Origin of the sequence: Agathobaculum massiliense (assembly GCF_900291975.1) — a bacterium.
GTDB lineage: Bacteria > Bacillota > Clostridia > Oscillospirales > Butyricicoccaceae > Agathobaculum > Agathobaculum ammoniilyticum.
Genome location: NZ_OMPN01000001.1, coordinates 1,170,220 through 1,196,705 on the forward strand (window position 1 = coordinate 1,170,220; position 26,486 = coordinate 1,196,705).

Annotated in this window: 26 protein-coding genes; 1 reads left to right on the plus strand and 25 read right to left on the minus strand. The window is 64.0% G+C overall.

Going from position 1 to position 26,486, the window contains the following annotated elements; genetic code table 11:
- Positions 1-12: 12 nt before the first annotated feature.
- The 23 genes from pknB to DBQ51_RS06225 all read right to left on the minus strand — a co-directional run bounded on the left by pknB (position 13) and on the right by DBQ51_RS06225 (position 21,885).
- Positions 13-2,055, minus strand: a complete 2,043-nt coding sequence (pknB, locus tag DBQ51_RS06115) for a Stk1 family PASTA domain-containing Ser/Thr kinase (protein ID WP_107631032.1) — start codon at positions 2,053-2,055, stop codon at positions 13-15.
- A gap of 6 nt (positions 2,056-2,061) precedes the next feature.
- Positions 2,062-2,814 carry a Stp1/IreP family PP2C-type Ser/Thr phosphatase gene (locus DBQ51_RS06120; protein WP_054326674.1) on the minus strand — a complete coding sequence of 251 codons (753 nt, stop codon included), beginning with the start codon at positions 2,812-2,814 and terminating at the stop codon, positions 2,062-2,064.
- A 125-nt stretch (positions 2,815-2,939) separates the two neighbouring features.
- The gene (rlmN, locus tag DBQ51_RS06125; protein ID WP_054326673.1) at positions 2,940-3,986 is read right to left on the minus strand and encodes a 23S rRNA (adenine(2503)-C(2))-methyltransferase RlmN; all 1,047 of its coding nucleotides are present in this window, start codon (positions 3,984-3,986) and stop codon (positions 2,940-2,942) included.
- Positions 3,983-5,332 carry a 16S rRNA (cytosine(967)-C(5))-methyltransferase RsmB gene (rsmB, locus tag DBQ51_RS06130; protein ID WP_107631033.1) on the minus strand — a complete coding sequence of 450 codons (1,350 nt, stop codon included), beginning with the start codon at positions 5,330-5,332 and terminating at the stop codon, positions 3,983-3,985. The genes rlmN and rsmB overlap by 4 nt, the downstream gene beginning before the upstream one ends.
- The gene (locus tag DBQ51_RS06135; protein ID WP_054326671.1) at positions 5,325-6,032 is read right to left on the minus strand and encodes a zinc metallopeptidase; all 708 of its coding nucleotides are present in this window, start codon (positions 6,030-6,032) and stop codon (positions 5,325-5,327) included. Before DBQ51_RS06135 ends, rsmB begins: the two co-directional genes overlap by 8 nt.
- 10 nt (positions 6,033-6,042) lie before the next feature.
- A complete protein-coding gene (gene fmt, locus DBQ51_RS06140) occupies positions 6,043-6,966 on the minus strand; it encodes a methionyl-tRNA formyltransferase (protein ID WP_054326670.1) in 924 nt (307 codons plus the stop codon).
- Positions 6,963-7,469 carry a peptide deformylase gene (gene def, locus DBQ51_RS06145; protein ID WP_054326669.1) on the minus strand — a complete coding sequence of 169 codons (507 nt, stop codon included), beginning with the start codon at positions 7,467-7,469 and terminating at the stop codon, positions 6,963-6,965. The genes fmt and def overlap by 4 nt, the downstream gene beginning before the upstream one ends.
- A gap of 6 nt (positions 7,470-7,475) precedes the next feature.
- On the minus strand, positions 7,476-8,078 hold the full coding sequence (locus DBQ51_RS06150) for a GNAT family N-acetyltransferase (protein ID WP_054326668.1): 603 nt from the start codon (positions 8,076-8,078) through the stop codon (positions 7,476-7,478).
- A gap of 25 nt (positions 8,079-8,103) precedes the next feature.
- A complete protein-coding gene (priA, locus tag DBQ51_RS06155; RefSeq protein ID WP_242977846.1) occupies positions 8,104-10,557 on the minus strand; it encodes a replication restart helicase PriA in 2,454 nt (817 codons plus the stop codon).
- 69 nt (positions 10,558-10,626) lie between these two features.
- On the minus strand, positions 10,627-11,832 hold the full coding sequence (gene coaBC, locus DBQ51_RS06160; RefSeq protein WP_107631035.1) for a bifunctional phosphopantothenoylcysteine decarboxylase/phosphopantothenate--cysteine ligase CoaBC: 1,206 nt from the start codon (positions 11,830-11,832) through the stop codon (positions 10,627-10,629).
- A 3-nt stretch (positions 11,833-11,835) separates the two neighbouring features.
- Complete coding sequence (gene rpoZ, locus DBQ51_RS16805) at positions 11,836-12,225, minus strand: DNA-directed RNA polymerase subunit omega (RefSeq protein WP_176564525.1); 390 nt, start codon at positions 12,223-12,225, stop codon at positions 11,836-11,838.
- A gap of 56 nt (positions 12,226-12,281) precedes the next feature.
- A complete protein-coding gene (gene gmk / locus DBQ51_RS06170) occupies positions 12,282-12,842 on the minus strand; it encodes a guanylate kinase (RefSeq protein ID WP_054326666.1) in 561 nt (186 codons plus the stop codon).
- Positions 12,835-13,098, minus strand: coding sequence for an extracellular matrix/biofilm regulator RemA (remA, locus tag DBQ51_RS06175; protein ID WP_082396900.1), 264 nt, complete (start codon positions 13,096-13,098; stop codon positions 12,835-12,837). The genes gmk and remA overlap by 8 nt, the downstream gene beginning before the upstream one ends.
- A 25-nt stretch (positions 13,099-13,123) precedes the next feature.
- The gene (locus DBQ51_RS06180; RefSeq protein WP_107631036.1) at positions 13,124-13,999 is read right to left on the minus strand and encodes a YicC/YloC family endoribonuclease; all 876 of its coding nucleotides are present in this window, start codon (positions 13,997-13,999) and stop codon (positions 13,124-13,126) included.
- Between the two features lie 16 nt (positions 14,000-14,015).
- The gene (locus DBQ51_RS06185; RefSeq protein ID WP_054326664.1) at positions 14,016-14,522 is read right to left on the minus strand and encodes a hypothetical protein; all 507 of its coding nucleotides are present in this window, start codon (positions 14,520-14,522) and stop codon (positions 14,016-14,018) included.
- 1 nt (position 14,523) lies between these two features.
- Positions 14,524-15,135: a J domain-containing protein gene (locus tag DBQ51_RS06190; protein WP_107631037.1), complete on the minus strand. Its 612-nt coding sequence runs from the start codon at positions 15,133-15,135 to the stop codon at positions 14,524-14,526.
- On the minus strand, positions 15,122-16,006 hold the full coding sequence (locus DBQ51_RS06195; protein WP_054326662.1) for a DUF5685 family protein: 885 nt from the start codon (positions 16,004-16,006) through the stop codon (positions 15,122-15,124). Before DBQ51_RS06195 ends, DBQ51_RS06190 begins: the two co-directional genes overlap by 14 nt.
- A gap of 120 nt (positions 16,007-16,126) precedes the next feature.
- Positions 16,127-16,540 carry a SoxR reducing system RseC family protein gene (locus DBQ51_RS06200; protein WP_147574193.1) on the minus strand — a complete coding sequence of 138 codons (414 nt, stop codon included), beginning with the start codon at positions 16,538-16,540 and terminating at the stop codon, positions 16,127-16,129.
- A 51-nt stretch (positions 16,541-16,591) separates the two neighbouring features.
- Entirely contained in the window at positions 16,592-18,175 is a 1,584-nt protein-coding gene (locus DBQ51_RS06205) for an NAD(P)/FAD-dependent oxidoreductase (RefSeq protein WP_107631039.1), read from the minus strand.
- Positions 18,172-19,518 (minus strand): CdaR family protein, encoded by a 1,347-nt coding sequence (locus DBQ51_RS06210; RefSeq protein WP_054326660.1) that lies wholly within the window; start codon positions 19,516-19,518, stop codon positions 18,172-18,174. Before DBQ51_RS06210 ends, DBQ51_RS06205 begins: the two co-directional genes overlap by 4 nt.
- Entirely contained in the window at positions 19,515-20,417 is a 903-nt protein-coding gene (gene cdaA / locus DBQ51_RS06215) for a diadenylate cyclase CdaA (RefSeq protein ID WP_054326659.1), read from the minus strand. Before cdaA ends, DBQ51_RS06210 begins: the two co-directional genes overlap by 4 nt.
- A gap of 104 nt (positions 20,418-20,521) precedes the next feature.
- Positions 20,522-21,649, minus strand: a complete 1,128-nt coding sequence (locus tag DBQ51_RS06220) for an aminotransferase class V-fold PLP-dependent enzyme (RefSeq protein WP_107631040.1) — start codon at positions 21,647-21,649, stop codon at positions 20,522-20,524.
- The gene (locus DBQ51_RS06225) at positions 21,646-21,885 is read right to left on the minus strand and encodes a DUF3343 domain-containing protein (protein ID WP_054327471.1); all 240 of its coding nucleotides are present in this window, start codon (positions 21,883-21,885) and stop codon (positions 21,646-21,648) included. The genes DBQ51_RS06220 and DBQ51_RS06225 overlap by 4 nt, the downstream gene beginning before the upstream one ends.
- 109 nt (positions 21,886-21,994) lie before the next feature.
- Between DBQ51_RS06225 and DBQ51_RS06230 the strand changes: the two genes are divergently transcribed.
- Positions 21,995-23,197, plus strand: coding sequence for an ATP-binding protein (locus tag DBQ51_RS06230; protein ID WP_054327472.1), 1,203 nt, complete (start codon positions 21,995-21,997; stop codon positions 23,195-23,197).
- Between the two features lie 216 nt (positions 23,198-23,413).
- On the opposite strand, the gene DBQ51_RS06235 is transcribed toward DBQ51_RS06230, so the two are convergent.
- Entirely contained in the window at positions 23,414-24,883 is a 1,470-nt protein-coding gene (locus DBQ51_RS06235) for a S1C family serine protease (RefSeq protein ID WP_054327473.1), read from the minus strand.
- 149 nt (positions 24,884-25,032) lie between these two features.
- Entirely contained in the window at positions 25,033-26,484 is a 1,452-nt protein-coding gene (locus DBQ51_RS06240) for a HAMP domain-containing sensor histidine kinase (RefSeq protein WP_107631041.1), read from the minus strand.
- Positions 26,485-26,486: the final 2 nt, after the last annotated feature.

The following is a 26,486-nucleotide window of genomic DNA, read 5'->3' on the forward strand; positions in this document are numbered from 1 at the left end:
ACGCCCCTTTTGTCAACTGAACGTGTAGGTGGAGGTCGATGCGTTTCCGTCAACGCTGACCGTGACCTCATGCTGCCCCGGCGTGCCTTTCACGCGGACGGTCACGCTGCCCGAATCGGTCGCATGCGTCTGGTCGTACTGCACCATACCGTCCACCGAAATGACCACATGCGCCATATCCGTGTTGTCCGGCAGCGCGACCGAAACGCTCGCGTAGCCGACCTGCGGCTCCTGCGGCTCGGGCTCGCTTCCGTTGTCCGTTTCGCCGCTGTCCGGATTATCGTCCGGCTTATCCGGCTCCCCCTCGGGCGTCTGCGTCCTGCCCTTGGAGAGCTGGATGTTGACCACGGTACCCTCGCTGACCGTGGAATCCTTTTCCACGGACTGCCAGATGACCGTGCCGGCCGCGGCATCGCTCTCAACCGGACTGACCGAGCCGAGCGCGAGACCCTTTTCCTCCAGCGCCTTCTGCGCCGCGCTCTGCGTCATGCCGAACAGGTTGGGTACCTGCGTCTCCTTTTCTTCCTTGCCGGTGCTGATATAGACGGTCAGCGTCGCGCCCCGCGCAAGCTCCTTCCCTGCGGCAGGGTCGGTTCGCGTGACCTTCCCCTTTTCCACTTCGTCCGACGGCTCCTCGGCGGTCTTGAGCGTGATATCCTCCTCCGCCAGCGCGGCCTGCACATATTCGAGCGTTTTATCCTTGAAATCGACGATCTTATAGGTGTTCTGCACATTATCGCCGCCCGCGGATACGGTAACGGTAATGATCGTACCCTTGACCGCGCTTTCGCCCGTACCCGGGTCCTGTTCCAGCACCTCGCCCACCGGCCGGTTGGATGCAACGCGCTTGTCCGCTTCCTTGATCGTGAAGTTTCCGGTCACTTCGGTATCCGCCAGGATCTCCTCGATATCACGGCCCACAAGCGCCGGAACGCTGATCTTCTGCTCCCCGTTGCCGCCCGTGAACAGCAGGATGCCCGTCACCAGCAGCGCGATCACCGCAAACACAGCCACCGCGATGCCCGCGGCCAGCCCCGGCCGCTCCGCCAAGCGTTCGAAAAAGCCTTCCGGCTCCGGCTCGGGCGCCGGTGCGCGGCGATCCCGCCCGCCTGTCCGATCGCGCTCAGGCGATACCGGCGTGCGGCGCGCCGCCTGCTGCACCTCGCGGCCCAGCACCTGCGTTTCGCCCGCCTCGTCTGGCACGCAGCTGTAATGGAACTGCGCGTTCGCATCGTCTTTCAGTCGGTCCAGGTCGGCCAGAAGCTCTTCGGCCGACGTATAGCGCCTGCTGATATTCGCGCACATCGCGTGCATCACGACTTCGTCCAGCCCCTTGGGAACGTCGGGCTGCCGCTCGCTCGGCGCAAGCGGCACCGCGTTCAGGTGCTGCATAACGACCTGCAGCGCGGTTTCGCCCTCAAACGGCAGCTTGCCCGTCAGCATTTCGTACATCACGACGCCGAGCGAGTAGATATCCGTCCGGTAATCGATCTTGGAACCCTTAGCCTGTTCGGGCGAGATATAATGCACCGAGCCGATGGCCTCCTGCACGACGCGGGTCTCCTGTGTTGTAGCAAAGGAGGCAATGCCGAAGTCGGTCAGCTTGGCGGTGCCGTCCCGCAGGATAATAACGTTCTGCGGCTTGATATCCTGATGGATGATGCCGCGGGAATGGGCGTGTACCAGCGCGCGGCAGATCTGCTGCGCGAAAAACAACGCCTCCTGCCAAGGCAGATACCCTTTTTTCTGCAGGTATTCCTTGAGCGTGACGCCCTCCATCAGCTCCATGACGATATAATCCGTGCCGTTGTCGCTGCCGACATCATAAACCGACACAATATTGTGGTGCGACAGCTTGGCGACCGCCTGCGACTCGATGGAAAAGCGCTTGCGGATATCCGGATCCCTGGCATATTCGTCCTTGAGGATCTTGACCGCCACATAGCGGTTGAGCACATGGCAGCGCGCGCGGTAGACGACCGCCATTCCGCCCACGCCGACCACGTCGATGATTTCGTACCGGCCGCCGAGCAGTTTGCCGATGTATTTATCCATATGCGGTCACGCCTCCTCTCCCGCGCCGCGGGTGAACAGCGCAACGGTGATATTGTCGCGGCCGCCGCCTTCCAGCGCAAGGGTCAGCAGCGCGTCGCCCGCCAGCGCGAGCGTTTTCGCGCTGCGGATGGTCTGCGCGATCTGCGCGTCCTCTGCCATGCCGCTCAGCCCGTCCGAGCAAAGCAGCAGAACCTCGTCCTCCTTCAAGCGCACCTCGAACAGGTCGCCCTCAACGTCCGGTTCCACGCCGACCGCGCGGGTGATCAGGTTCTTCTGCGGATGGGTGCGCGCATCCGCCTCGGTGATACGGCCCTGGCGGCGCATCTCCTCCACATAGGAATGGTCCTCGGTGATCTGGCGCAGCCGTTCCCCGTCGAACAGGTAAGCGCGGCTGTCCCCCACGTTGAGGATAGTCGCCTGCTCCCCTTTGACGAGCGCCGCGACCAGCGTCGTACCCATGCCGCGGAATTCGGGCTGCCGCCCCGCCAGGGCGAACACCGTGCCGTTTGCGGCGTCGAGCGCCGCGGTCAACGCCTGCTGGCGCGTTTTTTCCCCCAGCTCACCATCCAACTGGGGCCGCACCTCCTCCACGAACACCTGCGCGGCAAAGCGGCTCGCCACGTTGCCAGCGTTCGCGCCGCCCATACCGTCGCACACCACAAGCAGCGCGGACTCGCTCGGCTCGCGCACCTCGATCTGGTAAATATCCTGGTTGGTCGGACGCACGCGCCCCTTATCGGTCAAGCCGAACCATTCCACAACAGAACACCTCCTGCGTCTTGACAGGGAGCCGCAGCCCCCGTTTACAGGGGATGCGCACGCTCCTCATCCGCATCCCCGTTCCCCGCGCCCCCGCACGGGACGCGCTTTTGCGGGCAAACCGTTTATTCTGCGCCGTCCGCCGCTGTCCGGCCAAGCTCCCTGCGCCGGAGCTGGCCGCAGGCCGCGTCGATATCCGGACCGAGCCGCCTCCTCACGGTCGCGGTCACGCCGCGGTTTTCCAGCGCCTGCTGAAAGCGGCGCACGACCTCCGGCCGCGAAGGCCGCAGCGGGCTTTCGGCCACCTCGTTAAGCGGGATCAGGTTGACATGCGCCGGCCGGCCGCGCAGCAGCTTTGCCAGCTTTTCGGCCTGCCAGATGCGGTCGGTCATATCCCGCGCCATCATGTACTCATAGGAAATACGGCGGCCGGTGGTATCGAAATAATACCGGCACGCGCGCATGAGCCGCTCGACCGGATACGCCTCGTTCACCGGCATAATGGAGGAGCGCGTCTCGTCGTCCGGCGCGTGCAGCGACACGGACAGGGTGATCTGCAGCTTCTCCCCTGCTAACCTCTCTATTTTATCAGCAATTCCGCTGGTTGACAAGGAGATATGCCGCTGTCCAATATTTACCCCCTCCGGACAGCTCACCAAATGCAGGAACCTGAGCACATTGTCGTAATTGTCCAGCGGCTCACCCGTACCCATAAGCACGATGTTGGATACCGCTTCGCCGCTGTCCTTCTGCATGAACAGAATCTCGTCCAGGATCTCGCCCGCGGACAGGTGGCGCTTAAGCCCATTCAGTCCGGACGCGCAGAACCGGCACCCCATGCGGCACCCGACCTGCGTGGAAACGCACACGGACACGCCGTGCTCATAGTGCATGAGCACGGACTCCACGCAGTCCCCGTCCCGCAGGCGCCACAGGTATTTGACCGTGCCGTCCACCTGGCTGACCTGCCTGCGCACGACCTGCGGCACGGTCAACACGAAACGCTCGGCCAGCCGCGCGCGCAGGTCCTTGGACAGGTTGGACATCTCTTCAAAGGACTCTACCCCCTGGTGGAGCCATTTGAAGATCTGTCCCGCGCGGAAGGGCTTCTCGCCCATGTCCGCCAGCGCGTTTTTCAGCTCTTCGATTGTCAGGGATTTGATTTCTGTCATGTGTTTCTCCTCAGCTTGGCAATGAAAAAGCCGTCGGTATCATGTACGGGCGGCAGCAAAGTCGCCATCCCGTCCTCCCGCGCGCCGCACACCGGATGCGCCCACGGAACAGCGGCGAAATCCGCGTTGTGCTCCAAAAAGGCGCGCACCACGTCCTCGTTTTCGCGCCGCAGGATCGTGCAGGTGGAATAGACCAGCGTGCCGCCCTGCCGCACATACCGCGCGCAGTTCTGTAAAATCGCCGCCTGCAAAGCGGGAAGCTCCTCCAGTCCAGCCGGATCCTTATAGCGGATCTCGGGCTTTTTGCGGATGATGCCGAAACCGGAGCACGGCACGTCGCACAGCACCACATCCGCCGTGCCGACCCAGTCCGCGCGCGGCGCGGCGGCGTCCTGCAGGGTGGTGCGGATGTTCGGCAGTCCGAGCCGCGCCGCACCCGCCCGGATGCGCTTGAGCTTATGTTCATAAATATCGCAGGATATGACGCTGCCCTTACCCCACATGCGTTCGGCCATGACAAAGCTTTTGCCGCCCGGCGCGGCGCAGCAGTCGAGTACGGCGTCCCCCGGCTGGGGATCGGCCACCGCGGCCGCTAACGCGCTCGCCGCGTCCTGTACGGTGATACGCCCCTCGGCGAACGCGGGCAGCGCGGCCGCATCCCCGCCGGTACACAGCAGGATCTCCGGAAAGTCGCGGTGCGGCGTAACCGTCAGCCCCGCCGCTTCCAGCTCGCGGCGGGCTGCCCCTGGCGTGGTTTTCATCGTGTTGACACGTACGGAAACCGGCGTGTCCGCGTTGTCCGCACGGCAGAGCGCCTCGGCTGTCTTCAGGCCGAACTGCGCCGACCACAGCCGTACCAGCCATTCAGGATGGCTGTACCGCAGCGCGTAATAGCTCTCCTTATCCGGACAGTCGGGCGCCGGCAGCGCGCCGGCTTCCGCGACCTGCGCCGCACGGCGCAGCACCGCGTTGACAAACGACGTCGTGCGTTCGTTCGCACGGCAGTACCGCCGCACCAGCGCGACCGTTTCGGATACCGCCGCGTGCGCGGGGATCTTGTCCAACAGGATGAGCTGGTACAGACCCATGCGCAGGCAGGCCAGCACGCGCGGCGCGATCTTTTTCAGCCGCACGCTGGAAAACTGCCGCAGGTACCAGTCGAGCAGCAGCTCGTTCTGCACCGTGCCGTAGGTGAGCCGCGCGGCCAGCGCCGCGTCTCGGCCGGCCAGCCCCGCGCGGGCGAGGTAGTGGTGCAGCGCCCCGTCCGACCACGCGCCCTCCTCCTGCATGGAAAACAGGGAAAATGCTGCAGCCTCGCGCGGGGTGCGCGGACGCTTATCAATCATGGCGGTTCCGTCCCCCGAAAATCAGCAGCAGGCGCAACAGCTGCGCGAACGATACGGCGAGCGCCGCGAAATAGGTCATTGCGGCGGCGGTCAGCGTCTTCTTTGCCATCGGATACTCGTCCTCGGTCAGCAAGCCGCCCTGCTCGATCGCGGCGAGCGCGCGGTTGGACGCGTTGACCTCAACCGGCAGGGTCACCAGCTGGAACACGGTCGACAGCGCGAACGCCCAGATGCCGAGGTCGATCAGAATGCCCGAATTCATAAACAGCCCCAGAATAATCAGCGGGAACGCGGCCATTGAGCCGAACTGCGTCACTGGAATAATGGCCGCGCGCAGACGGATGGGGAAATATCCGACCGCGTACTGCACCGCATGCCCTGCCTCGTGCGCGGCCACGCCGACCGACGCGACCGAGGTGGAGGAATACACCGCGTTCGACAGACGGATGGTGTTGGTGCGCGGGTCAAAATGGTCGGTCAGCTTGCCCGCCACCCATTCGACGCGCACGCCGGTCACGCCGTTCTGGCGTAGCACAGCCTCGGCCGCCTGCGCGCCGGTCAAGCCGCGGCGGTTAAGCACCTGCGAATACCGGTTAAACGTGCTCTTTACCCTGGCCTGCGCCCAGAATGCCAGGATGATGCAGGGTACGACCAGCACGATATAATACATATCAATCCCGTAAAAACCATAATAAGGCATAGCTACTCCTTTATCTGCCTAAAAAGTTTCCCTTCTCCACCGCATGACCGCGCAGGAAATCCGCGCATCCCATGCGTTTGCCGCCAACGGGCTGGATCTCGGTCAGCCGGAGCGCGCCCTCGCCACACGCAACGGTGAGGCCCTTTTTCGGGTCGCTTTCCAGCACCTCGCCCGGCCGGCCGTGTCCGGAAACCGGCTCGGCGGCGTATACCTTGAGCCGCGCGCCCGCGAGCGTGGTCAGCGCGACCGGCCAGGGGTTGAGCCCGCGGATCAGGCAGTCCACGGCGCGCGCGGGCTTGGTCCAGTCGATCACCGCCATCTGCTTATCCAGCATATGCGCATAGCAGCTTCGGCTGTCGTCCTGCGGGACGGGTGTGATACGGTCCAGCCGCTCCAGCGTCTCGATCAGCAGCGCCGCGCCCGCCTGTGCCAGCCGGTCGAACAGCTCGCCCGCGGTCTCCCGCGCGCCGATCGGTGTCTCATAGGTCAGCAGCATACCGCCGGTATCCAGCCCCTCGGCCATCTGCATGGTGGTCACACCGGCCTTTTCGTCGCCCGCGATGACCGACCACTGGATAGGCGCCGCACCGCGCCAGCGCGGCAGCAGCGAGCCGTGTACGTTGATGCACCCGCGCGGCGGGATGTCCAGCACTGCCCGCGGCAGCAGCTTGCCGTACGCCACCACGATGACCGCCTCCGGCGCGAGCGCGCGCAGCCGTTCCTGCTCGTCCTCGTTTTTCAGCGTCGCGGGCTGGCAGACCGGAATACCGCGCGCGAGCGCCAGCTCCTTGACCGGCGGCGCGGTCAGTACCTGCCTGCGGCCCTGCGGCTTATCCGGCTGGGTATACACCGCGCACACCTCATGCCCCGCGTCGAGCAATGCACGCAGGCTCGGCACGGCGAAATCCGGCGTGCCCATAAACACAAGCCTCATTCCGGCTCGCCCTCTTCCCCGTCTTCGCGCTGCAGCTCCTCGATGTCCACATACTCCTCCACCTTTTCGGTGAACAGATGTCCGTCCAGATGCTCGGTCTCATGGCAGAAGCACTGGGCAACGATGCCCTCGCCCTCGCGCTCGAACCAGTTGCCGTCGCGGTCCTGCGCGCGGATCCTGGCCCAGGTCGGGCGGGTGACGTAGCCGTACACGCCCGGCACGGACAGGCAGCCCTCCACGATGCGCTGCTCGCCGCTCTGCTCAACCACCTCGGGGTTGACCAGCTCGACCATCTCTTCCGGCTCCTGGTTCACGTCCAGCAGCACGACCACGCGGCGCAGCACGCCGACCTGCGGCGCAGCCAGCCCCACGCCGCCCGAATTCTCGAGCGTTTCGCGCATATCGTCGATCAGGGTATGCAGGCGCGCGTCGAACTTTTCCACCTTGCGGCTGCGCTTCAAAAGCTGCTCGTCGCCCTGCGTCAGAATTTTACGAAGTGCCATAGCGTTTCATTCCTCCATATTCAGCATTTCCGTGTAGCGTTGCAAACATTCCTGTATCTTCTTTTCGTCCAGCAACGGGAAAGCGATCACCGGTTCGGGCGCGCCCGCGCCGCCGAGACGCTTTTCAAACCAGCCGACATCATGCCATGTGCCAGCCTTCCAGCCCGACGCGCGCCATATCCCCGCGTCCACAAAGCCAAGCTTTCTGTGCAGCCGCTCGCTTTTTTCATTCGGCAGCGTGACGCAGCCGTACAGGCCGCGCAAATGCTGCAGCCCAAGCAGCTCGATCAGGCAGCGGTACAGCATAGTACCCAGCCCTTTCCCCTGCATCCCGCGCGCCAGATATACGGACAGTTCGGCGGCCCAGTCGTATGCCGCCCGCTCGCGCAGGCGGTGCGCATAGGCATAGCCCGCGATTTCCCCCGCCCGCTCGCACACCAGATAGGGGTACCAGGCGGATATCTCCCGTACCCGCGCGGCGAATTCCTCCGCCGTGGGTACGTCATATTCAAAGGTTACGGCCGTATCCGTGATGTACGGCGTGTAAATATCCAGCAGCGCGGCCGCGTCCTGTGGCGCTGACAGCCGGATGGTCCATTGTTGTTCCATAATCGTTTCTCTCCTGCGCGGCGTGCTACAAGTCCGGATTTTCATCCGCAAACACGGTCACGCCGCGGTTTTTGCTGTCAAGCAGGAATTCGCGCAGCACGCCCGCGATCAGCGAGCGCCACCGCGCGGTGTTCCTCGCGCGCATGGTCAGGTGATAGCGGTAGCGCCCCATCACCCGCACCACCTGCGCCGCCGCCGGCCCCAGCACCGGTGCCTTTACATCTGCGTACTGCCCTTCCATCAGGCTTTGCAGGCGGGCCTTGAGGGCGAGCAGGCTTTTCAACACCTGCTGCTCGACCTCACCCGCCGCGGTCAGCACGGTCAGGTCGCATACCGGCGGACACCGCAGCGCCTGGCGGGTTTCCAGCTCGCGCTCGAAAAACGCCTCATAATCCTGCCGCGCTGCAGCCAGGATGACCGGATGCGTGGGGCTGTAAGTCTGAATGACCGCCTTTCCGGTATCGAACCGCCGTCCCGCGCGCCCCACCACCTGCGTGATGAGCGAAAACGTGCGCTCACGCGCGCGGTAATCCTGCGCATACAGGCTCTGGTCCGCGTCCAGCACGCCGACCAGCGTGACGTTTTCAAAATCCAGCCCCTTGGTCACCATCTGGGTGCCGAGCAGGATATCCGCCTCGCCCTTGGCGAACTGCGCAAGCAGCTTTTCATGTGCGCCCTTGGTGTGCATGGTGTCCGCGTCCATACGCAGCACGCGCGCGGCTGGGAATTTCTCATGCAGCTCCTGCTCAACTTTCTGCGTGCCGGGCGTTTCGGTAAACAGGCTTTCCCCGCCGCAGGCCGGACACCTTCCGGTGATCCTGACCGACGCCCCGCAGTAATGACACATCGCCCGTCCGGAGGCCGAATGATAGGTCATGCTGGTTGAACAGGACGGGCATTCCGGAACCCAGCCGCAGATCGCGCAGCCGATCACGCGGCTGTTGCCGCGCCGGTTGAGGAACAGGATCGCCTGCTTTCCCCGCCCGAGCGCGCCGATCAGCTCGCTTTCCAACTGCGGACCGATCACGCCCTCCCGTCCCTCTCGGGCCAGGCCGCGCATATCGGCGATCAGCACATCCGGCAGCCCCGCGCCGAGGAACCGCTCGCTGAGTGTAAACACCGGATATTTCCCCTGCTGGGAGCCGTAATAGGTCTCGACCGACGGGGTCGCGGAGCCGAATACGAGCAGCGCGTTCTCCTGCGCGGCGCGGTACTTGGCTACGTCCCGCGCGTGGTAGCGCGGGGACTGCTCGGACCGGTACGCCCCGTCCTGCTCCTCGTCGATAATCAGGATGCCGAGGTCTTTCACCGGCGCGAACACCGCCGACCGCGTGCCGATCACCACGCGCGCGCGGCCGGACTGTATCTTTTTGAAGCTGTCGTACCGCTCTCCGACCGAAAGCGCGGAATGCAGCACCGCAACCTCATCCCCGAACTGAGCCGCAAACTGGCGCAATACCTGCGGCGTCAGCCCGATTTCAGGCACCAGCACGATCGCGCCGCGTCCCTGCCCCAGCGCTCTGGCAATCAGCTTCAGGTAAACCTGCGTCTTGCCGCTCCCCGTTACGCCGAACAGCAGCGCGGCGCGCGGCGTCCTTTCGTCCAGAAGCGCGGCAAGCCCGTCGAACGCCTGCTGCTGCTGCGTGCTTAGCACCGGCGGCGCGGCTTTCGGCACCTCGGAAAAATCCGGCGCGCGCAGCCGCTCCTCGTGCCGCATACGCAGCAGCCCTTTTTTGACCATATCGCGCAGCGCGGCGTCGGATACGCCCGTCATGTAGCAAAGCTCTTTCCAGCTCATCCAGCCGCCATCCGCAAGGATGGACACCACATCCAGCCGCGCGGGGCTACGCCGGCCGATCCGAGCCGCCGCAGCGCCGGCCTCCACGTCCAGGGAAAGCATCCGTTCGGTCTTATCGCCCGACCGCTGGGCGGTATTGCTGCGATAGGTCAGCACGCCCTCGCCTGCCAGCGCGTCCAGCACACGGGTCATGCTTCTGCCGCCCAGCCGCTGCCGGATATCCGAGGCCGCAAGCGTCTGCCCCGGCCGGTCGAACAGCGCGAGCACCGCGCCCGCCTCGCCTTCGCGCGCCCGCAGCGCGGCAAGGTCGGCATCCGGCGCAAGCGTGTAGGTTTCGTTCCGCTTGAACCACAGCCCGGCGGGCAGCATGACGCGCACACAGTCGAAATAGGTGCAGTACAGCCGCTCACGCATCCACGCGGCCAGCTTGAGCTGCCGCGCGTCCAGCACCGGCGCGTCGTCCAGCACCTCCACCACGGGCTTGAGCGGATGCCCGCCGTCGTCCTTCCGGAACGCGAGTACGACCGCTTCCGCCCGTTTATTGCCAAAGCCGAACGGCACGAGAACACGGGTGCCAATCCGCACCTGTTCCCGCAGCTCGTCCGGCACACGGTAGGAATATAGCTTGTCGATCGCATAGGTCGCCGCATCCACGGCGACCGCGCAGATTTTTTCCGCCAATGGATACGCCTCCTTATGCGCCTGATATCCGCCATGCGGGGACACGCATCCCATCCCCGCGGCGGGCGATCACGCCCGCGCCTGCCGCATCGCGAGCAGCCGGTCCAAAATCACGTCCGCGAGCGCTTCCTTGCTCATCAGAGGCGGGGTCTCGCGCCGCCCATCCGCAAACAGGAGCGTCGCGACGTTGGTATCCGTGCCGAAGCCCGCACCCGCGTCGCGCAGGGAGTTGGCCACCAACATATCGCAGTTTTTCCGCCGCAGCTTCTCCGCGGCGTTCTCCAACAGGCTCTGGGTTTCCATCGCGAAGCCGCAGAGCAACTGCCCGGGGCGCTTTTTACGCCCCAGCTCGGCCAGGATGTCCGGATTGCGCGCCAACGCGAGCGTCAGCTCCCCCTCGCCCTTCTTGAGCTTTTCCGCCGCGGTCTCCGCGGGGCGATAATCCCCCACCGCGGCCGCCTTGACGATCATATCCTGCTCCGCCGCGCGGGATACGACCGCGTCGTACATTTCGCACGCTGAAACCACATCCACCCGCTGAACGCCCGCCGGCGTGTCAAGCGCGGTCGGTCCGGAAACCAGCGTTGTCTCCGCGCCGCGCAGCGCCGCGCGCGCCGCTACCGCGTAGCCCATCTTGCCCGTGGAGTGGTTGGACAGGAAACGAACCGGATCCATCGCCTCCTGCGTCGGTCCAGCGGTGACCAGCACGAGCCGCCCCGCGAGATCCTGCGGGGTGAGCGCTTTTTCAATGCCCCAGAGCAGCGCGGGCGTGTCCGGCAGCTTGCCGCGGCCGGTGTCGCCACAGGCGAGATGGCCCGCCGCCGGATCGATGATATGGAAGCCCCGTTCGCGCAGCGTCCGCAGGTTCTGCTGCGTGACCGGATTATCGTACATGCCCGTATTCATTGCGGGCGCTACCACGACCGGCGCGCGGGTCGCCAGAAGCGTCGTCGTCACCATATCATCCGCGATGCCGTGCGCGGCCTTGGCAATGACGTTTGCGGTCGCGGGCGCGATCACAAACACATCCGCCGCCTTGGCCAGCGAGATATGCTCGACCTCCCACGCGAAGCTGCGATCGAACGTATCCACGACCGTCCGGTAGCCGGACAGGGTTTCAAACGTCATGGGAGCGATAAACTGCGTGGCCGACTCGGTCATCAGCACGCGCACCTGCGCGCCGGCCTGCCGCAGCTTGCTGGTCAGGTCGGCGGCCTTATACGCCGCGATGCCGCCGGTCACGCACAGAACTACGGTCTTTCCGCTCACGCGCATGGCTTACCGGTCCTCTTCCGGTACGTCGCCGTCGTCCAGCTCATGGTCGTCGAACTCGTCGAGGCGGCGGTCATCCTCCTCCTCGTCCTCCTCACGCTCGGCGCCTTCCTCGTCCTCGTCTTCGTCCAGATCGATCGAATCGTCCACATCCACCATCGCAGCCGCGATCGCGTTGTTCTTGACGATGACCGGCGCAGTGCGCGGTCCTGGGCGGTACACTACTTCCCCTGCGGCGATCTCGTCCAGCGCCAGCTTGACCGCCTTATCGGAAAGCTGCTCGCCCGTTTCCTCTGCCTGGTCAGCGATATCGCGAGCGCGCTGCGCCGCGAGGTTGACCAGCAGATAGCGGTTGCCCACACGTTTCATCAATTCCTGCATCGAAGGTTTCAGCATTGTAATCCATTCTCCTTATATTACCCTTTGTATTATTTATGCTCATGATCTGCGCGTTATGTACGCCGCGCCGCCAGAATGCCCTGCAGCTCGCGCACCGCGCGGTCGATCTCGTCATTGACGACGACATAATCGAACCTGTCCCTGCTTTTCAGTTCCTCTTTCGCGGTTTCCAGGCGCTTTCGCACCTTTTCCTCGTCCTCTGTGCCGCGTCCGCGCAGCCGCGCGGCCAGCTCCTCGAACGACGGGGGCGCGATAAACACCATCACCGCGTCCGGACGCTTCTGATGCACCTGCATCGCGCCCTGCACCTCGATCTCCAGAATCACATCGTACCCCTCGGCCAGCTTTTCGTTGACCGGCGCTTCGAGTGTGCCGTAATAATTATCCACATATCGGGCGTGCTCCAGAAAAGCGTTCTGCGCTATCTTCCGCTCAAAATCCGCGCGGGTCAGGAAGTAGTACTGCACCCCGTCCGTTTCGCCCGAGCGCGGCGCGCGCGTGGTCGCGGAGATCGAATAAAACAGGCGGTCATCCTCGGCCATCAGACGGGAAAGCAGCGTACCCTTTCCCGCTCCGGAAGGGCCGGTAAACACATACAGAGTACCCTTATTCATCCTCGCTCCCCCCTTCCTCGCTGTCGCCCGCGAAGCGCGCGGCAACGGTTTCCGGCTGCAGGGCGGACAGGACCACATGGTCGCTGTCCATAATGAGCACGGCGCGGGTCCGGCGGCCGTAGGTGCCGTCGATCACCATGCCGCGGTCGCGCGCCTCCTGTATAGTGCGCTTGACCGGCGCGGACTCCGGACTGACGATCGCGATCAGCCGCGAAGATGCGACCATATTTCCAAAACCGATATTGATGAGCTTCACCCGCGCTGCCCCCTTTTATGACCTTTTACTCAATATTCTGTATCTGCTCGCGTATCTTCTCGATCTCGCTTTTGATATCCACCACGATGCGCGCCATCTCTACATCGTTCGCCTTGGAACCGATCGTATTGGCCTCGCGGTTCATCTCCTGCACAAGGAAGTCCAGCTTGCGGCCCACCGGCTGCGTTTCGCGCAGCATGGCGTCAAGCTGGTGCAGATGGCTGCGCAGGCGGACGGTCTCCTCATCCACCGCGGTCTTGTCGGCATAGACCGCCGCCTCGGTCAGGATGCGCGTCTCGTCGATGCTGGTGTCCGCCAGCACCTCCTGCATGCGCGCGAGCAGCTTTTCCCGATATTCGCGCACGCGCTCCGGTGAGCGGGCCTCCACCTCGCCCACCATGCGCCCGATGGCCGCGCAACGGCCTTTGACATCCTCCGCGAGCTTTTCGCCCTCGCGCAGGCGCATCTCATCAAAGCCGGCGCAGGCCTTTTCAAACACGGCGGTCACGTCGCGGATCATGGCGTCCGCGTCCTGCTCGATGCGTTCGGAGCCTAAAACGTCGGGCATTTTGGCCAGACTCGTCACGGTCACGTCATCCCGCAGGCCGTATTTGTCCGCGATCTCATGCAGGGCTTCCAGATAACGCTCGGCCAGCGCATGATTGACCGTAACGGCCACATCGCCGCCCTCCTGCACCTCGACGCCCACAAACACCTCAACCTTGCCGCGCGAGATGCGCGACGCGGCTGCTTTTTTTACTGCTTCATCCAGAAAGCCGTACTGACGCGGCGCCTTGACCGTGCAGTCCAGATAGCGGTGATTGACCGCGCGCAGCTCGACCGTGATCGTTTTCCCGTCCAGTTGTTCCCTGGCACGGCCATAGCCGGTCATACTCTTCATGTTACGTTCCCTCTTTTCAGTCGGGCGGCAGGCTTCTGCGCAACAAGGCGATCAGCCGTGACAACGCCACATCATACATCAAAAATACAGCATTGGCCGCAAACCACAATGCCGCGACCCAACCCAGGCCAGTGACGGCAAGCTGTGGAACAAACACGAACACGGCCAGCGCGGCCGCCGCCAGCAGCATAAGGTTAAAATAAGCAAGCTTAATACCCATCTGCATGCGGCGAGGCGCATAGCACTCGACCCAGTATTTTATGATGGGGTACAGCCCACAGAACAGTACATAAGCTGCCGCTACACTTTTTCGCGGCACCAGCAGCAAGCTGAGCACCGAAACCGCCAGATACAGCAGTACCGCGAGACGAACCCGCGCATGACGGATCAGTGGAACCGCGCTCGTCACACCCGCGGCGATGCAGGCCGCAACCGCGGCATAGGGCGATACCCCGCCCAGATAAAGCAACACGAACGCGACCGCCGCGAGTAGGCCGCCCCGTGCAATATCCCGCGCTCCCATATCAGCAGCCCGCGTTGCAGCACATGTTCATACAGCAGTTGCAAATCGCCAGCTGCATACACATATCGCACATGTTGGCCTCCTGCATGGGCCGGTAGCCGCCATAGCCGCCCGACATGTTCAGATTGTTGAGCGCCGTGCGGTACTCCATGTTAGAGGGGTCCATCTGGCAGGCCTGCGTATAGGCGCGCATCGCCTCGTCATACCAGCCCTTGCGGTAATAGACCGTACCCATCAGGTAGAACCACTCCGCGTCCCGCGCGCTCGACCGCTGCAGCAGCTGTTCGGCCAGGCCCAGGTTGCCCTGGTTGATCGCCTGCCGCACCTGGCTGTACAACGCCGCGTTCGCGCCGGAATACGCGTGCTGCTGGCCGCCGCCATACTGTTGCCCGCCGTATTGCTGGCCGCCCGCGCCGCCGGCTTTGCCCGACCGCTCGTTCATAATCATGTCGTAGGCTTCGTTGATCTCTTTCATACGCGCCTCGGCAAGGTCGGCCAGCGGGTTATTGATATAATTGTCCGGGTGATATTTGCGCGCCAACTCCCGATATGCGCGCTTGACGTCGTCGTCGCTTGTCTGTGGCGTGACGCCCAGCACTTTATAGGGATCCATGTTTGCCCCATCCTCCGTTCGTTTGGTACGTTCCGTCGAGCACCTGTCGCGTGACGAGCGGCATACCGAGAAAAATAATATTGCGGATCAGCTCCGCGTCGCGCTGCGCGTCCAGCAGGTCGAACGCCATGCAGACGTCAGCGAGGGAGCGTTCGAGCGTCCGCTCGAGCGCATCCTTTATCTCTGTCAAATCCGGCGTGCGCAGGTCATAGCGCAGCACCACCGGATTGTAATTGCCCTGTTCCAGATCCTCCGCCACGTCCTGCGCGGCGTCGAGCAGGTATACCCACCGCCCGATATGGTAAAACATCTGCCGCAGCACGCGCTCGCGCGCGTCCCCCGTGCGGGGGACCACAGCCGCGGTCATGCGCGCCGAGGCGTCCGCCGCGCGATCCATGGACGGGCATTTTTCGCGCTCTATCGCCTGCAGGTCGTCCAGCGCCGCCACGATCTCGCGGTCCGCGTCCGGCAGACGCGCGCGCGCCCTTTGATAGCCGCGCTTCCCCAGGCCGCACAGCAGCCATGCCAGCAGCCGCTTCGCGCCCTTTTCATCCGCCAAGCTGTCTCGGAATTTATGATAGGAGAGCAGCACGCTCACATCGGCCGCAAGCGCAAGCGCGTCGTCGGGTGCGGCGCAGGGGCGCTTGAGCAGCGGATGCGCGTCGCACCGCTTCCTGCAGGGCGGCGGCGTCCCCTCCCGCTCCGCTCCGGCAACAAGGACGAAGAACGTCATGTCGTAGCTCAGGAACAGCGTATAGAACCGGCCGTACCGCGCACGGATCGCATGGCATAGGCCGCAGTATACCTGCTGGAACCGGTCGGCCTCCCTGACCCGCAGCTCGGATTTGACCGGACGGATAAAGCCAAACATCACAAAACCCTTTCGCGCCGCGTGCTGCGCGCACGCTTTTCACATTCAATCTATTTTACCGGACTTTTTCCGATAAGACAAGAGATAAGCGCAGGAAAGCCGGAAAAATTCACAATTTATTCAAAGCCGCTGGGTGATTGCGAACGGTACGTCGTTCTTTTTCTTCATTTGGCGGCTGTACCACATCGCGCCGAGTATACCCAGTGCGAACAGGAGTCCGCCGCAGATTGCGGCCTGCGCCGCGCCGCCTCCCAGCACGCTTCCCGCCCCGTAGCCGATGAAAAACAGCACGACCGGCAGCAGGTAGACCAGCACCGCGATGCCCAGCACGCGGCCGGTTTCGCCCTCCAGCAGCACGCGGTCGCCCACCTGCGCCGCCACGCCGTTGAACGCAGTCACATACAGGGTTTGTGTCTCCAGACCGCCGCAGCCGCCGCATTTGGCGCAGTCATGCCCGCACGCCGACCGGCGTGTCACCTCCACCTCGGCCATACGGCCGGGCAATAGTTTTTTTATCGTTCCCTGTTGGGTCAATGTTATCGCTCCGTTCTGAAAAATATTGCTCCTGCGCGCCGCGGCGCGCGCTCAATCCATAATTGGCCGAAATTCCTCCATGATGCGGTGCGCGGCCCGTATGCCGTCCACTGCGGCGGACATGATGCCGCCCGCGTAGCCCGCACCCTCGCCGCAGGGGATAAGCCCCGCACAGCCGCGGCCGAACAGGTCGTCCCCGCGCGTCATACGCACGGGAGATGAAGTCCGCGTCTCCGGTCCGGTCAGCAGCGCGTCCGGCGCGTCAAAGCCGCGCAGCTTCCCGCCAAAAAAAGGCAGGCTGTCGCGCAGCATATCCTGTGCAAACGCGGGCAGGCTTGCCGTAGCCGCGCTGTACTCTACCCCTATGGGATAGCTGGGCCGCACCGCGCCTGCGGCCTTGCTCGGCTTACCGGCAAGGAAGTCCCCCACGCGCTGGCAGGGCGCGCGGTACGAGCCGGTCTGCGCGAAAGCCGCGCGTTCGATCTGCCGCTGGAGCGACACGCCGCCGAATGGCGTGCCGTCATCATAGTCTTTGGGGTCGACCGACACTGCGATTGCCGCATTAGCGTTCTTCCCGCTACGCTCATGATAGCTCATACCGTTGGTAACGACCGTATGTTCCTCGCTCTGCGCCGCGACGACTACGCCGCCCGGACACATGCAGAACGTGTAGCAGGCCCGTCCGCCCGCCCGTCGGGAAAGGTTGTATTCCGCGGGCGGCAGCAGCGGATGCCCCGCATATTTCCCGTACAGCGCGCGGTCGATCTCGCTTTGCAGATGCTCGATGCGCACGCCGACCGAAAACGCCTTTGGTTCAAAGTATACCCCGTTTTGATGCAGCGCAACAAACGTATCGCGCGCCGAGTGGCCGACCGCCAGCACCGCGCGCTCGCACGCGACCTCGCCGCCGGCCGCGCGGATGGCGCGCAGCGCGCCGTTCTGCACATCCACGCCAGTCAGCGGGGTCCGAAAGCGCACCTCCCCGCCGTTCCTCACGATCTCCCGCCGCATGGAGCGCACAACGTCTTTCAGGATGTCCGTACCCACATGGGGCTTGGCCTTTTTGACAATATCCTCCGGCGCGCCGTGCGCGGCGAGCGTTTTCAGCACCTCGTCGCACAGTGGATCGCCGATGCGGGTGGTCAGCTTACCGTCCGAATAGGCGCCCGCGCCGCCCTCCCCGAACTGGATATTGCAGTCCAGATCGAGCGCGCCGCCCTTCCAGAACGCCTGCACCGCGCGGTCGCGCGCGTCCAGGTCGCCGCCGCGCTCCAGCACCAGCGGCTCGTAGCCGTGCCTGGACAGCGTATAGGCCGCGAACAGGCCCGCCGGCCCCAGGCCGACGACCACCGGCCGGTGCCGCAGCCGCTTCTTGCCGCGCGGAACGGCCGCTTTTTCATCGGGCTTATAACGCACGAAGGGCATTTGCAGCTTTTCTGCAAATGCCTTTTCGTCCACGGGCGCGTCTAGGCGCACCGTATATACGCGGAAGATCCGCCCGCGCCGCGCGTCGATGCTCACGCGGGACACCGCCGCCTGCGCCTCGTCCAAGCCGGTCAGCCGCCGCGCCTGCGCGAGCGCGAGCGCCTCCGGCTCGTCAAACGGCAGGCGGATATTGCTTACCAGAATGCTCACGCGCCGTCCCCGCTTTCCTCTGGGTAGACCGCATCCGACGGGGCGGCTCCCGCCGCGGCGTCCCCGTCCGTACCGCCGGAGCCGTTGTCCACAATCTCGATCTCAACCTCCACGTCCTCTTCCACCACGGTCACGCCGGCCGGCAGGCTGGTCGCGGCGACCACGCCCTTGACCGTATGCCTGCCCGCGCCGAGCGAATCCGAATCAAAGGTCAAACCGATCGAAAAGCCGTCGGTATCCACCTGGTCGAGCGCGCTCTCCGTGCCGCGCAGCTCGATCTCCACCGATCCGGTCAGTACGTTGACCGTGTAAGGCGTCTGCTCCTGCGAGGTATCGTTCGGGGCGAACTGCGTGACTTGGACCTTGCGTGTCGCAATGCCGTCGGTTTCGTCCGCCACAGTGATGGTCACGCTGGCGGTAGAGGGCTGTCCCTCGTCCAGCCGGACGTTGTCCGGCAGCTTGATATCCATTTGGATGGGCACGTCTGTCCGGACGCTGTCCAGATCGATCTCGCCCAGGCTGATCTCGGTCAGCTCCGCAAGCGTGTTCTGGTCGCCGAGGACCTTGACGCTCTGCGGGCTGATGGACGCGCGCACCTGGCTGCCCTTGAGCGTCTCGCCGTCCTTGAGCGTAACGGTCAGCGGGATGGTCTCGATCGGGTAAAGCGGCACGCGCACATTGACCGTATCCGTCTGGCAGGTCACATGCGTCCCCGTAATCGGGACGCCGGCGTCGTTATACAGGGCGATCGAGCACTCACCGGTGACGGTCAGGCTCTCGCCCTCCACGCTGATCGTCGCATAGGCGTAAGCGACCTCTTTCAGCTCGGCCTCCGGCCCCTCGACCGTTACCGACTCGGTCGTCGTGGGTACCGCCTTGCCCGCGCGGTACCCCTCCGCGGGCGTGCCGGTCACGTCGATGCGGACCGGCACGCTGACCGTGGTCACCTTATCAACCAGCACGCTCACGCTCACCGGATTGGCCCGCACCGGATCGATGTCCGCGCTGCTGACCGCAACCTGCACGGGCCGGTTATACTCGCCCGCCCCGTCGGTGATTGAGGATACGTCGACCGTGGCCGTGATCTTGCGCCGCAGCGTTGGGTCGGTTACCTCGTTGTTTCGCCCCTCCACGACCACATCCACGGTCGCGGTGCTTTCGATCACCGACAGGCCCTGGCTCGCCAGCAGTTCTTCCTCACCGGTAATGGTAACCGGGATGTCCCGAAAGGTATTCTGCTTGACCGGATTATCCGCGTCGCGCACGATGATCCACAGGACGAACGCGAGCAGCAGGGACAGCAGGCGCAGCCAGACGTCATGCTTTTTCAGGAATTGCCTCACTTGCCCGCGCCCCCCTTCCAGATGTTGCGGAGCGCTGTCAGCCGGTTCTTTTCCGGCTTTTCCTCAGTGAGCAGCTCGCTTTCCAGCACTTTTTTCAGCACCTCGGGTGACAGATGGCGCTTGAGCATGCCGCCGATCGCCACCGAGATCGCGCCCGTTTCCTCCGAAACGACGACCAGCACGCTGTCCGAGGACTCGCTCATGCCAACCGCCGCGCGGTGGCGCGTACCCAGGTCGCGGGACAGGTTCTGGCTGCCCGAAAGCGGCAGCACGCAGCCCGCGGCGCAGATGCGGCCGTCGCGCATGATCAGCGCGCCGTCATGCAGCGGGCTGTTCTTGAAAAAGATGTTTTTGAGCAGCTCGGGCGAGGGATCGGCGTCCAGCAGGGTGCCAGTCGCGACGATCTCGCCGAGGCGCTCCCGCCGTTCGAACACGATCAGCACGCCGGTCCGGCTTCTGGACATATCCGCGCAGGCGGCGACCGTCGCGCCGATGGCCTCCTCGATCTCGTCCTTGTTGTCCGCCGGCGTGAGCAGGCGGCTCAGGTTGCCCTTGCCGAGCTGCTCGAGCAGACGCCGCAGCTCGGGCTGGAAAATCACGATCACGGCGAACACGCCGATGCCCAGCGAATTGCGCAGGATAAACGAAATCGTGGTCAGTCCCGCCACGCTGGCGAGCAACATGACCAGCAGCAGCACGATGATGCCCTTGACCAGCCGCGCCGCGCTTGTATCCTTGAGCAGCTTCATCACGCGGTAAATGATATACGCGACGATCAAAACGTCGACCACGTCCATCAGGCCCGCTGTCTGAAGCGAGTTTACGCTGCTTCGCAGCGAGGACAGCAAATCGAAATTCTGGAACGCCGCTGTATTGAAAATATTTTGGAAAGTCTCCATAAAGCCACCTGTCCTGTGATTTTTCATTCCTCCGCACAGCAGGGGAGACGCGGGGTTTCAACATTACCTATACTACCACAATTCGCTTCCCCTGTATAGCGTATTCACAGATTTTTTACGGTTTTGCACAGCAAATCAGCCGCATGCTCCGCCGTGCGCGCGGTCGAATAAAAGGAGAAAGAGAAGCGCACGGTGCCGGTTTCCTCCGTGCCGGCCGTGCGGTGCGCGAGCGGCGCGCAGTGCAGGCCCGCGCGCACCGCGACCTGCCGCCGCGCCAGCTCCTCCGCCACGGTCTCGCAGGGCATCCCCCGCACCCGCAGCGACAGCACGCCGGTCTGCGGCGCGCCGGAAAAGCATTCGATCCGCTCCTCCCGCTCCAGCGCGCGCACAAACTCACGCCGGAGCGCCTGTTCATGCGCGAGGATGTTCTCTGGGCCGACCGCGCGCACAAACGCGATGCCCGCCGCAAGCCCCGCGATACCCGGCACATTGGGCGTGCCGCTCTCCAGCGCGTCCGGTAGGAAATCCGGCTGCCGCGGCTCTTCCGACAGGCTGCCCGTGCCGCCCGCCATCAGCGGCGCGGCCGTGATACGGTCGTCGAGCGCGAGCAGGATGCCCGTACCCTGCGGCCCGTACAGTCCCTTGTGGCCGGGCATGCACACTGCGGCAAGACAGGGATGGCGGCGCACGTCGATCCCGACCATACCGGCGGACTGGGACGCGTCGAGAATCAGCGGCACGCCCGCCGCATCCAGCAGCGCGGCGATCCCGTCGAGCGGCGCGGCAAAGCCAAACACATTGGACACATGGTTGAGGATGAACAGCTCCGTCCCCGCAGCCAGCGCTTCCCGCGCTTTCCGTTCCATCCCCGCGGCGTCCCAGAGCGGGGCGTCGAGCACGGCCGGCTCGATCCCGCGCAGCGTGAGCGGCCGCATGACCGCGTTGTGCTCATATCCGCCGACTGCGATCCGCATGCCCGGCTTCGCCAGCGCGTGAATAGCCAGATTGAGCGCGTGCGTGGCGTTCATCGTGAACACGACGCGCGCCGGATCGCGCACGCCGAACAGCGCCGCCGCCTGCTCGCGGCAGCCGTATACCAGCTCGCCCGCGCGCGCCGCCGCCGCGTAGCCGCCCCGCGCGTAGCCTGCCGCCGCGTGCATCGCGCGGCGCACCGCCTCATCCACCGCGCGCGGCTTATACAGCGTCGTCGCGGCGTTATCCAGATAGATCATGCGCCGCCCCCCTCGTCCGGCATGACGCGGCACGGCGAAAGCCCTAGCTGCCGCAGGCGGCGCACCGCCTCGTCCGCCTGCGACGCCCCGACGCGCACCGCCCAGCCGCACGACTCAGTCCGCTCGTGCCGCGGCGGCCGCGCGACCTCGCCCGGCACGCCCATCTGACCCAGATGGCGCCGCAGCCCGATCGCTTCCGTTTGGCTGCGGCATATCAAAAGCGCATATTGGCTCATTGTTTGTCTCTCCCTCCAAGCATAGTCTATTCTCATGCTATGTTGAAAAAGCCGCCGAAGTGTGTTATGCTGGAACCGATCGAAAAAATACAGTTTGGAAGTGAAACAAATGGAGCTTTCTATCCTTTCGCTGCGCGTGCGGGCGCTTTCCGTGCTGCGCGGCCTGCAGCGGCACCCGTTCGTCTCGTCCTACCTCGCGGTCTTTGACGCGCTCAAGACCGACGACGCGGATTTCGCGCGGGCCTACGGCGCGCTGTGCGCCCAGATCTTCGCCTGCGGCGACGTCAACCGCGCCATGCTGGACGCGGTGCATTTTGATGTCAACACCATGACCGATACGCTGGCCGCGCCCTCCGCCACCCTGCTGGGCGCGGCCACGCACGATATCCAGGCGCTCAACGCCCTGCTCGCCCTGGACGGCAATACGCTCAAGTCCGCGGCCGCCGGCGTGTACCGCATGCCCGCGCTACGCGACCTGCCGGATTATCCGGCCGCCGCTCCCCTGCCGTTCCGCGACGGGGCGGCGCTGGCCAGCTTTTACCGCGCGCAGGGCTACGGCTTTTTCGCACAGGCCTCCGCTTTCGCTGTACAGGATGACGGTACGGTGACGCCGATCGGGCATCCGGACGCCATCCGCCTGCGCGACCTGCCCGGCTATGAGCGCCAGAAGCAGCAGATCCTCAAAAATACCCGCGCGTTCCTGGATGGTCGCGAGGCCAACAACATCCTGCTCTACGGCGACAAGGGGACGGGCAAATCCTCTACCGTCAAGGCGGTGGTCAACGAATACGCCGAGCGCGGCCTGAAGATCATCGAGATGTCGCCGCGGCATATCGCCTGCTTCCCGCGCATCTTCGCGGACACGCTCCGTTCCCCGTTCCGCTTCATCGTATTCCTGGACGACCTCTCCTTCAGTCGGGAGGACGACAACTTCGCCGCGCTCAAGGCCTTTATCGAGGGCGGACTGGCGGGTAAGCCCTCCAATCTGGTCATCTATGCGACCAGCAACCGCCGCCACCTGATCCGCGAGACCTTCGCGGACCGCGAGGGCGACGAGGTGCGCGTGCGCGACAGCCTGGAAACCGTGACCTCGCTCTCCGACCGCTTCGGGCTGGAGATCACGTTCTCCGTGCCGGACAAGGACGAGTACCTGTACATCGTCGATCAGCTCGCCGCGGAGAACGGCCTGGCGCTGTCCGGCGAGCAGCTTCACCTGCTGGCCGAGCGCTTCGCGCTGCGCCGGAACGGGCGCTCCCCCCGCACGGCGCGCCAGTTCATCAGCCAGCAGCTCGCGGAGCAATACGAAAAGTAACCGCACACAAAAAACGCACCGCAAGGCGCGCATCAAACAGAAAACAGGCCGCAGAAGCGGCCTGTTTTCATAAAAGCCGAGGACAAGCGCCTCGGCTTTTATACCAGTGTGGAGTAAGGCTTCGCGCGCTGCGCGCGCCGGAGCTTTGGACGCATCCGCGGCCGCGCCGCGGTGCGTCCCACCTCACTGAAATCCGTATGCGTTCAGTGAGGTACGTTACCAGCCGAAGAACGGAAACGGGCTTTGGTAATACTGCGAACCATCATCCTGCTGGCTCTGCGCGTCCTGCGCAGCCGGATCCTCGCCCTCCAGGTCGTGCGCGTCCATCAGTGTGATCGTGACGTTGAGCCGTTTGCCGGTCGAAATGCGGTAAACCGTCAACGTGATCTTGTCGCCTGCCTTTTTGTCTTCCTTGACTTCATTCACGTCGTCCATGGTCGGGGTAGGCGTACCATCCACCGCTACAATGACGTCACCAACCTGCAGCCCCTCGTCGGCCGCCTTGGCGCGCGAGTCGATCGAGTCCACCTGCACGCCCGCGATGCTACCGTCCGCGGATTCCACATTATATCCCGAAATGCCGATGGACGGACGCCCCGCGACATAGCCGTTGACAATCAGCTCATCGACGACCTCCTTGGCCATGTTGATCGGGATGGCGAAGCCCATGCCCTCGATCGACGCCTCGCTGAACGCATTGCTCGAAAGCTTGGCAGAGGTAATGCCGACCACCTGCCCGTATTTGTTAATCAGCGCGCCGCCCGAGTTGCCCGGGTTAATAGAAGCGTCGGTCTGGATCAGGGTCATCACGCGGTCGTTGATGGTCACGTCGCGGTTGATCGCGGAAATGCGGCCGCCCGTGATCGTGTTGGCAAACTGCACGCCGCCGGGCGAACCGAGCGCGTACGCATATTCGCCGGGCTGCAGCTCATCCGAATTGCCGAACTCGGCCGCCGTAAGCGTCCCGTCCGGCTCCACCTTGAGTACCGCCAGGTCGGTCTGCTCGTCCGTGCCGATGATCTCGGCCGGCATCTGCGTCCCGTCGCTGAGTTGGACCATCACCTGCTCCGCGTCCTCGACAACATGGTTATTGGTGATGATGTACCCGTCCTCGCTCATGATAACGCCCGACCCGCTGCCACCGGTCGCAATGACCGATACGATCGACGGGCTTACTTTTTTGTAGATCTCCTCGCCCGCCAGACCGTTGACCACGTCGTAATTATCCGGATCGTATTCCGGCGTGTCGGATATCTGCACGGTGGGCATGCTGCCCGCCGTGGTGCCGCCTCCCGCAGGCGCGCCGCCGTTATTGGAAACGATATGCCCGATCACCGCACCGCCTGCAAACAGCAGGCAGGCCGCCGCGACGCTGCACAGGCCGATGACAATGCCCTTCCCGCGCCCTTTCTTCTTTTTCGGCGGCTGCGGCTGGCCGGCCGGTTCGGCATGCGGCGCCTGGTATGGGGCCTGGTACGCTGGATGCTGCACCGGCGTCTGGTACGGAGTGCGCGGTTCTTCGGCGCGCGGCGCGCCGGATGCCTGCGGCTCTTCCCGCGGCGTCTCCTGCGTTCCCTGAGCCGGCTGTGCTGGCGTTTCATTCTGCGGCTCCATAACGGGCTGCTGCGGTTCAGTATGGTCATCGCCGCCCGGGGCCGGCGTATAGTTGTTATTGAAGTCGTCCATTGTAATGGCCTCCCTATCGGTTTTGTGCTTTCATTCTACCCCGCCATTGTGGCAGTTTGTTGAAAACAATATGAACAAATCATGAATTCGGCCCCGTGTGCAAAAAACGGCGGAGGACCGGCCGGTCCTCCGCCGCTGCGCGCAGCGCGTCATTGTTTGCTGCCCGGCAGCTGCGGCGGGGCCAGCGGCAGCGTAAACGAGAACTCGGTTTCCCCGTCATCCGAACGGACGGAAATCTCCCCGCCGTGCAGGTTGATGATGTTTTTGACGATATACAGCCCCAGCCCCGCCCCTGTCTTGTCCAAGGAGCGCGAGCGGTCGGCCTTGTAAAAGCGGTCGAACACATGCGGCAGCTCCTCCGCCGAAATACCCGCGCCCGTGTTGCTGATGGAAAAGGCGCAGAACGTCCCCTCCGGATGGGCGCGCAGCGTGAGCCGGCCGCCCTCATTGATGAATTTGACCGCGTTGTCCACCAGGTTATATACCACGCGGTACAGATGGTCGCGATCACCCATGACCATCAGCCGGTCGTCCAGCTCGCACGCTACGTCGAGCCGCTTCTTTTCAATCTTCTGCTCGAACGAAAGGATGATCTGGCTGGTCATCTCGGAAAAATCGAACGGCGCGGGCGCAAGCAGCAACTCTCCCGACTGTATCTTGGCCGCATCCAGCATGCGGTTCACCATGCGGGACAGGCGGCGCGTCTCCTCGGCAATGATGCGCAGGTATTTGTCATGCTGGTCGGGGGGGATGGTGCCGTCGATCATCCCATCCACAAATCCGCCGATCGTCGTCATCGGGGTCTTGAACTCGTGGCTGACGTTGGAGATGAAGCCGCGCGTCAGCTCCTCGAGCTGGTTCAGGTCGCGCGCCATGTTATTGAACGACACCGCCAGCTCGTCTATCTCATACGAACGGTTGTCCTCTGGCACGCGCACATCAAAATTGCCGGCCGCGAATTCCTTCGCCGCCGCCGCGATCACCTTGAGCGGGCGGGTGACATGCTGCGAAATGATAAACGAAATAATCAGCAGGACCACCAGCGTAATCAGCAGGATCAGCACCAGGGTCTGTGTGGAGTGGCGCACCACGCCCGCGGTCTCCGGGTCCTGCGCGGAGACAAACACCAGAGCGGTAATCTCACCCGTCTCATTGATCACCGTCGTACCGACCGTATAGCTCGACGCCGCGGTCAGCACGCCGAGCGACCCGACCGCGGCATACGTGCCGGATGTGCGCACCTGGCTGGTGACCTCGGGCGGAATCATATAGCCTGGCATGGTGTAGGCCGTTCCATCCGGCGCGGCGGCCATCTGGATGATACCGTCCTCATCCGTGACCAGCACGGTGATGGCGTCCTCCTTGGCAACGCGCGCGATCGAAAGGATGTAAAACTGCTCGAACTCCTCCGAGGTGCTGCCGCGCAGCAGCTCGGTCTGCTCCGCGATGCTCTTCACGGTCGTGCGCAGCTCGGTCTGCTTGGCGGAAAGCGCGTAGTTGCTCATCTGATAGTAAAACACACCGCCCGCCATAGCAAACGCACATACGATCAGCACCAGGTGCGTCACATAGTTTTTAAAAAAAAAGCTGTGTCTGCCCATCG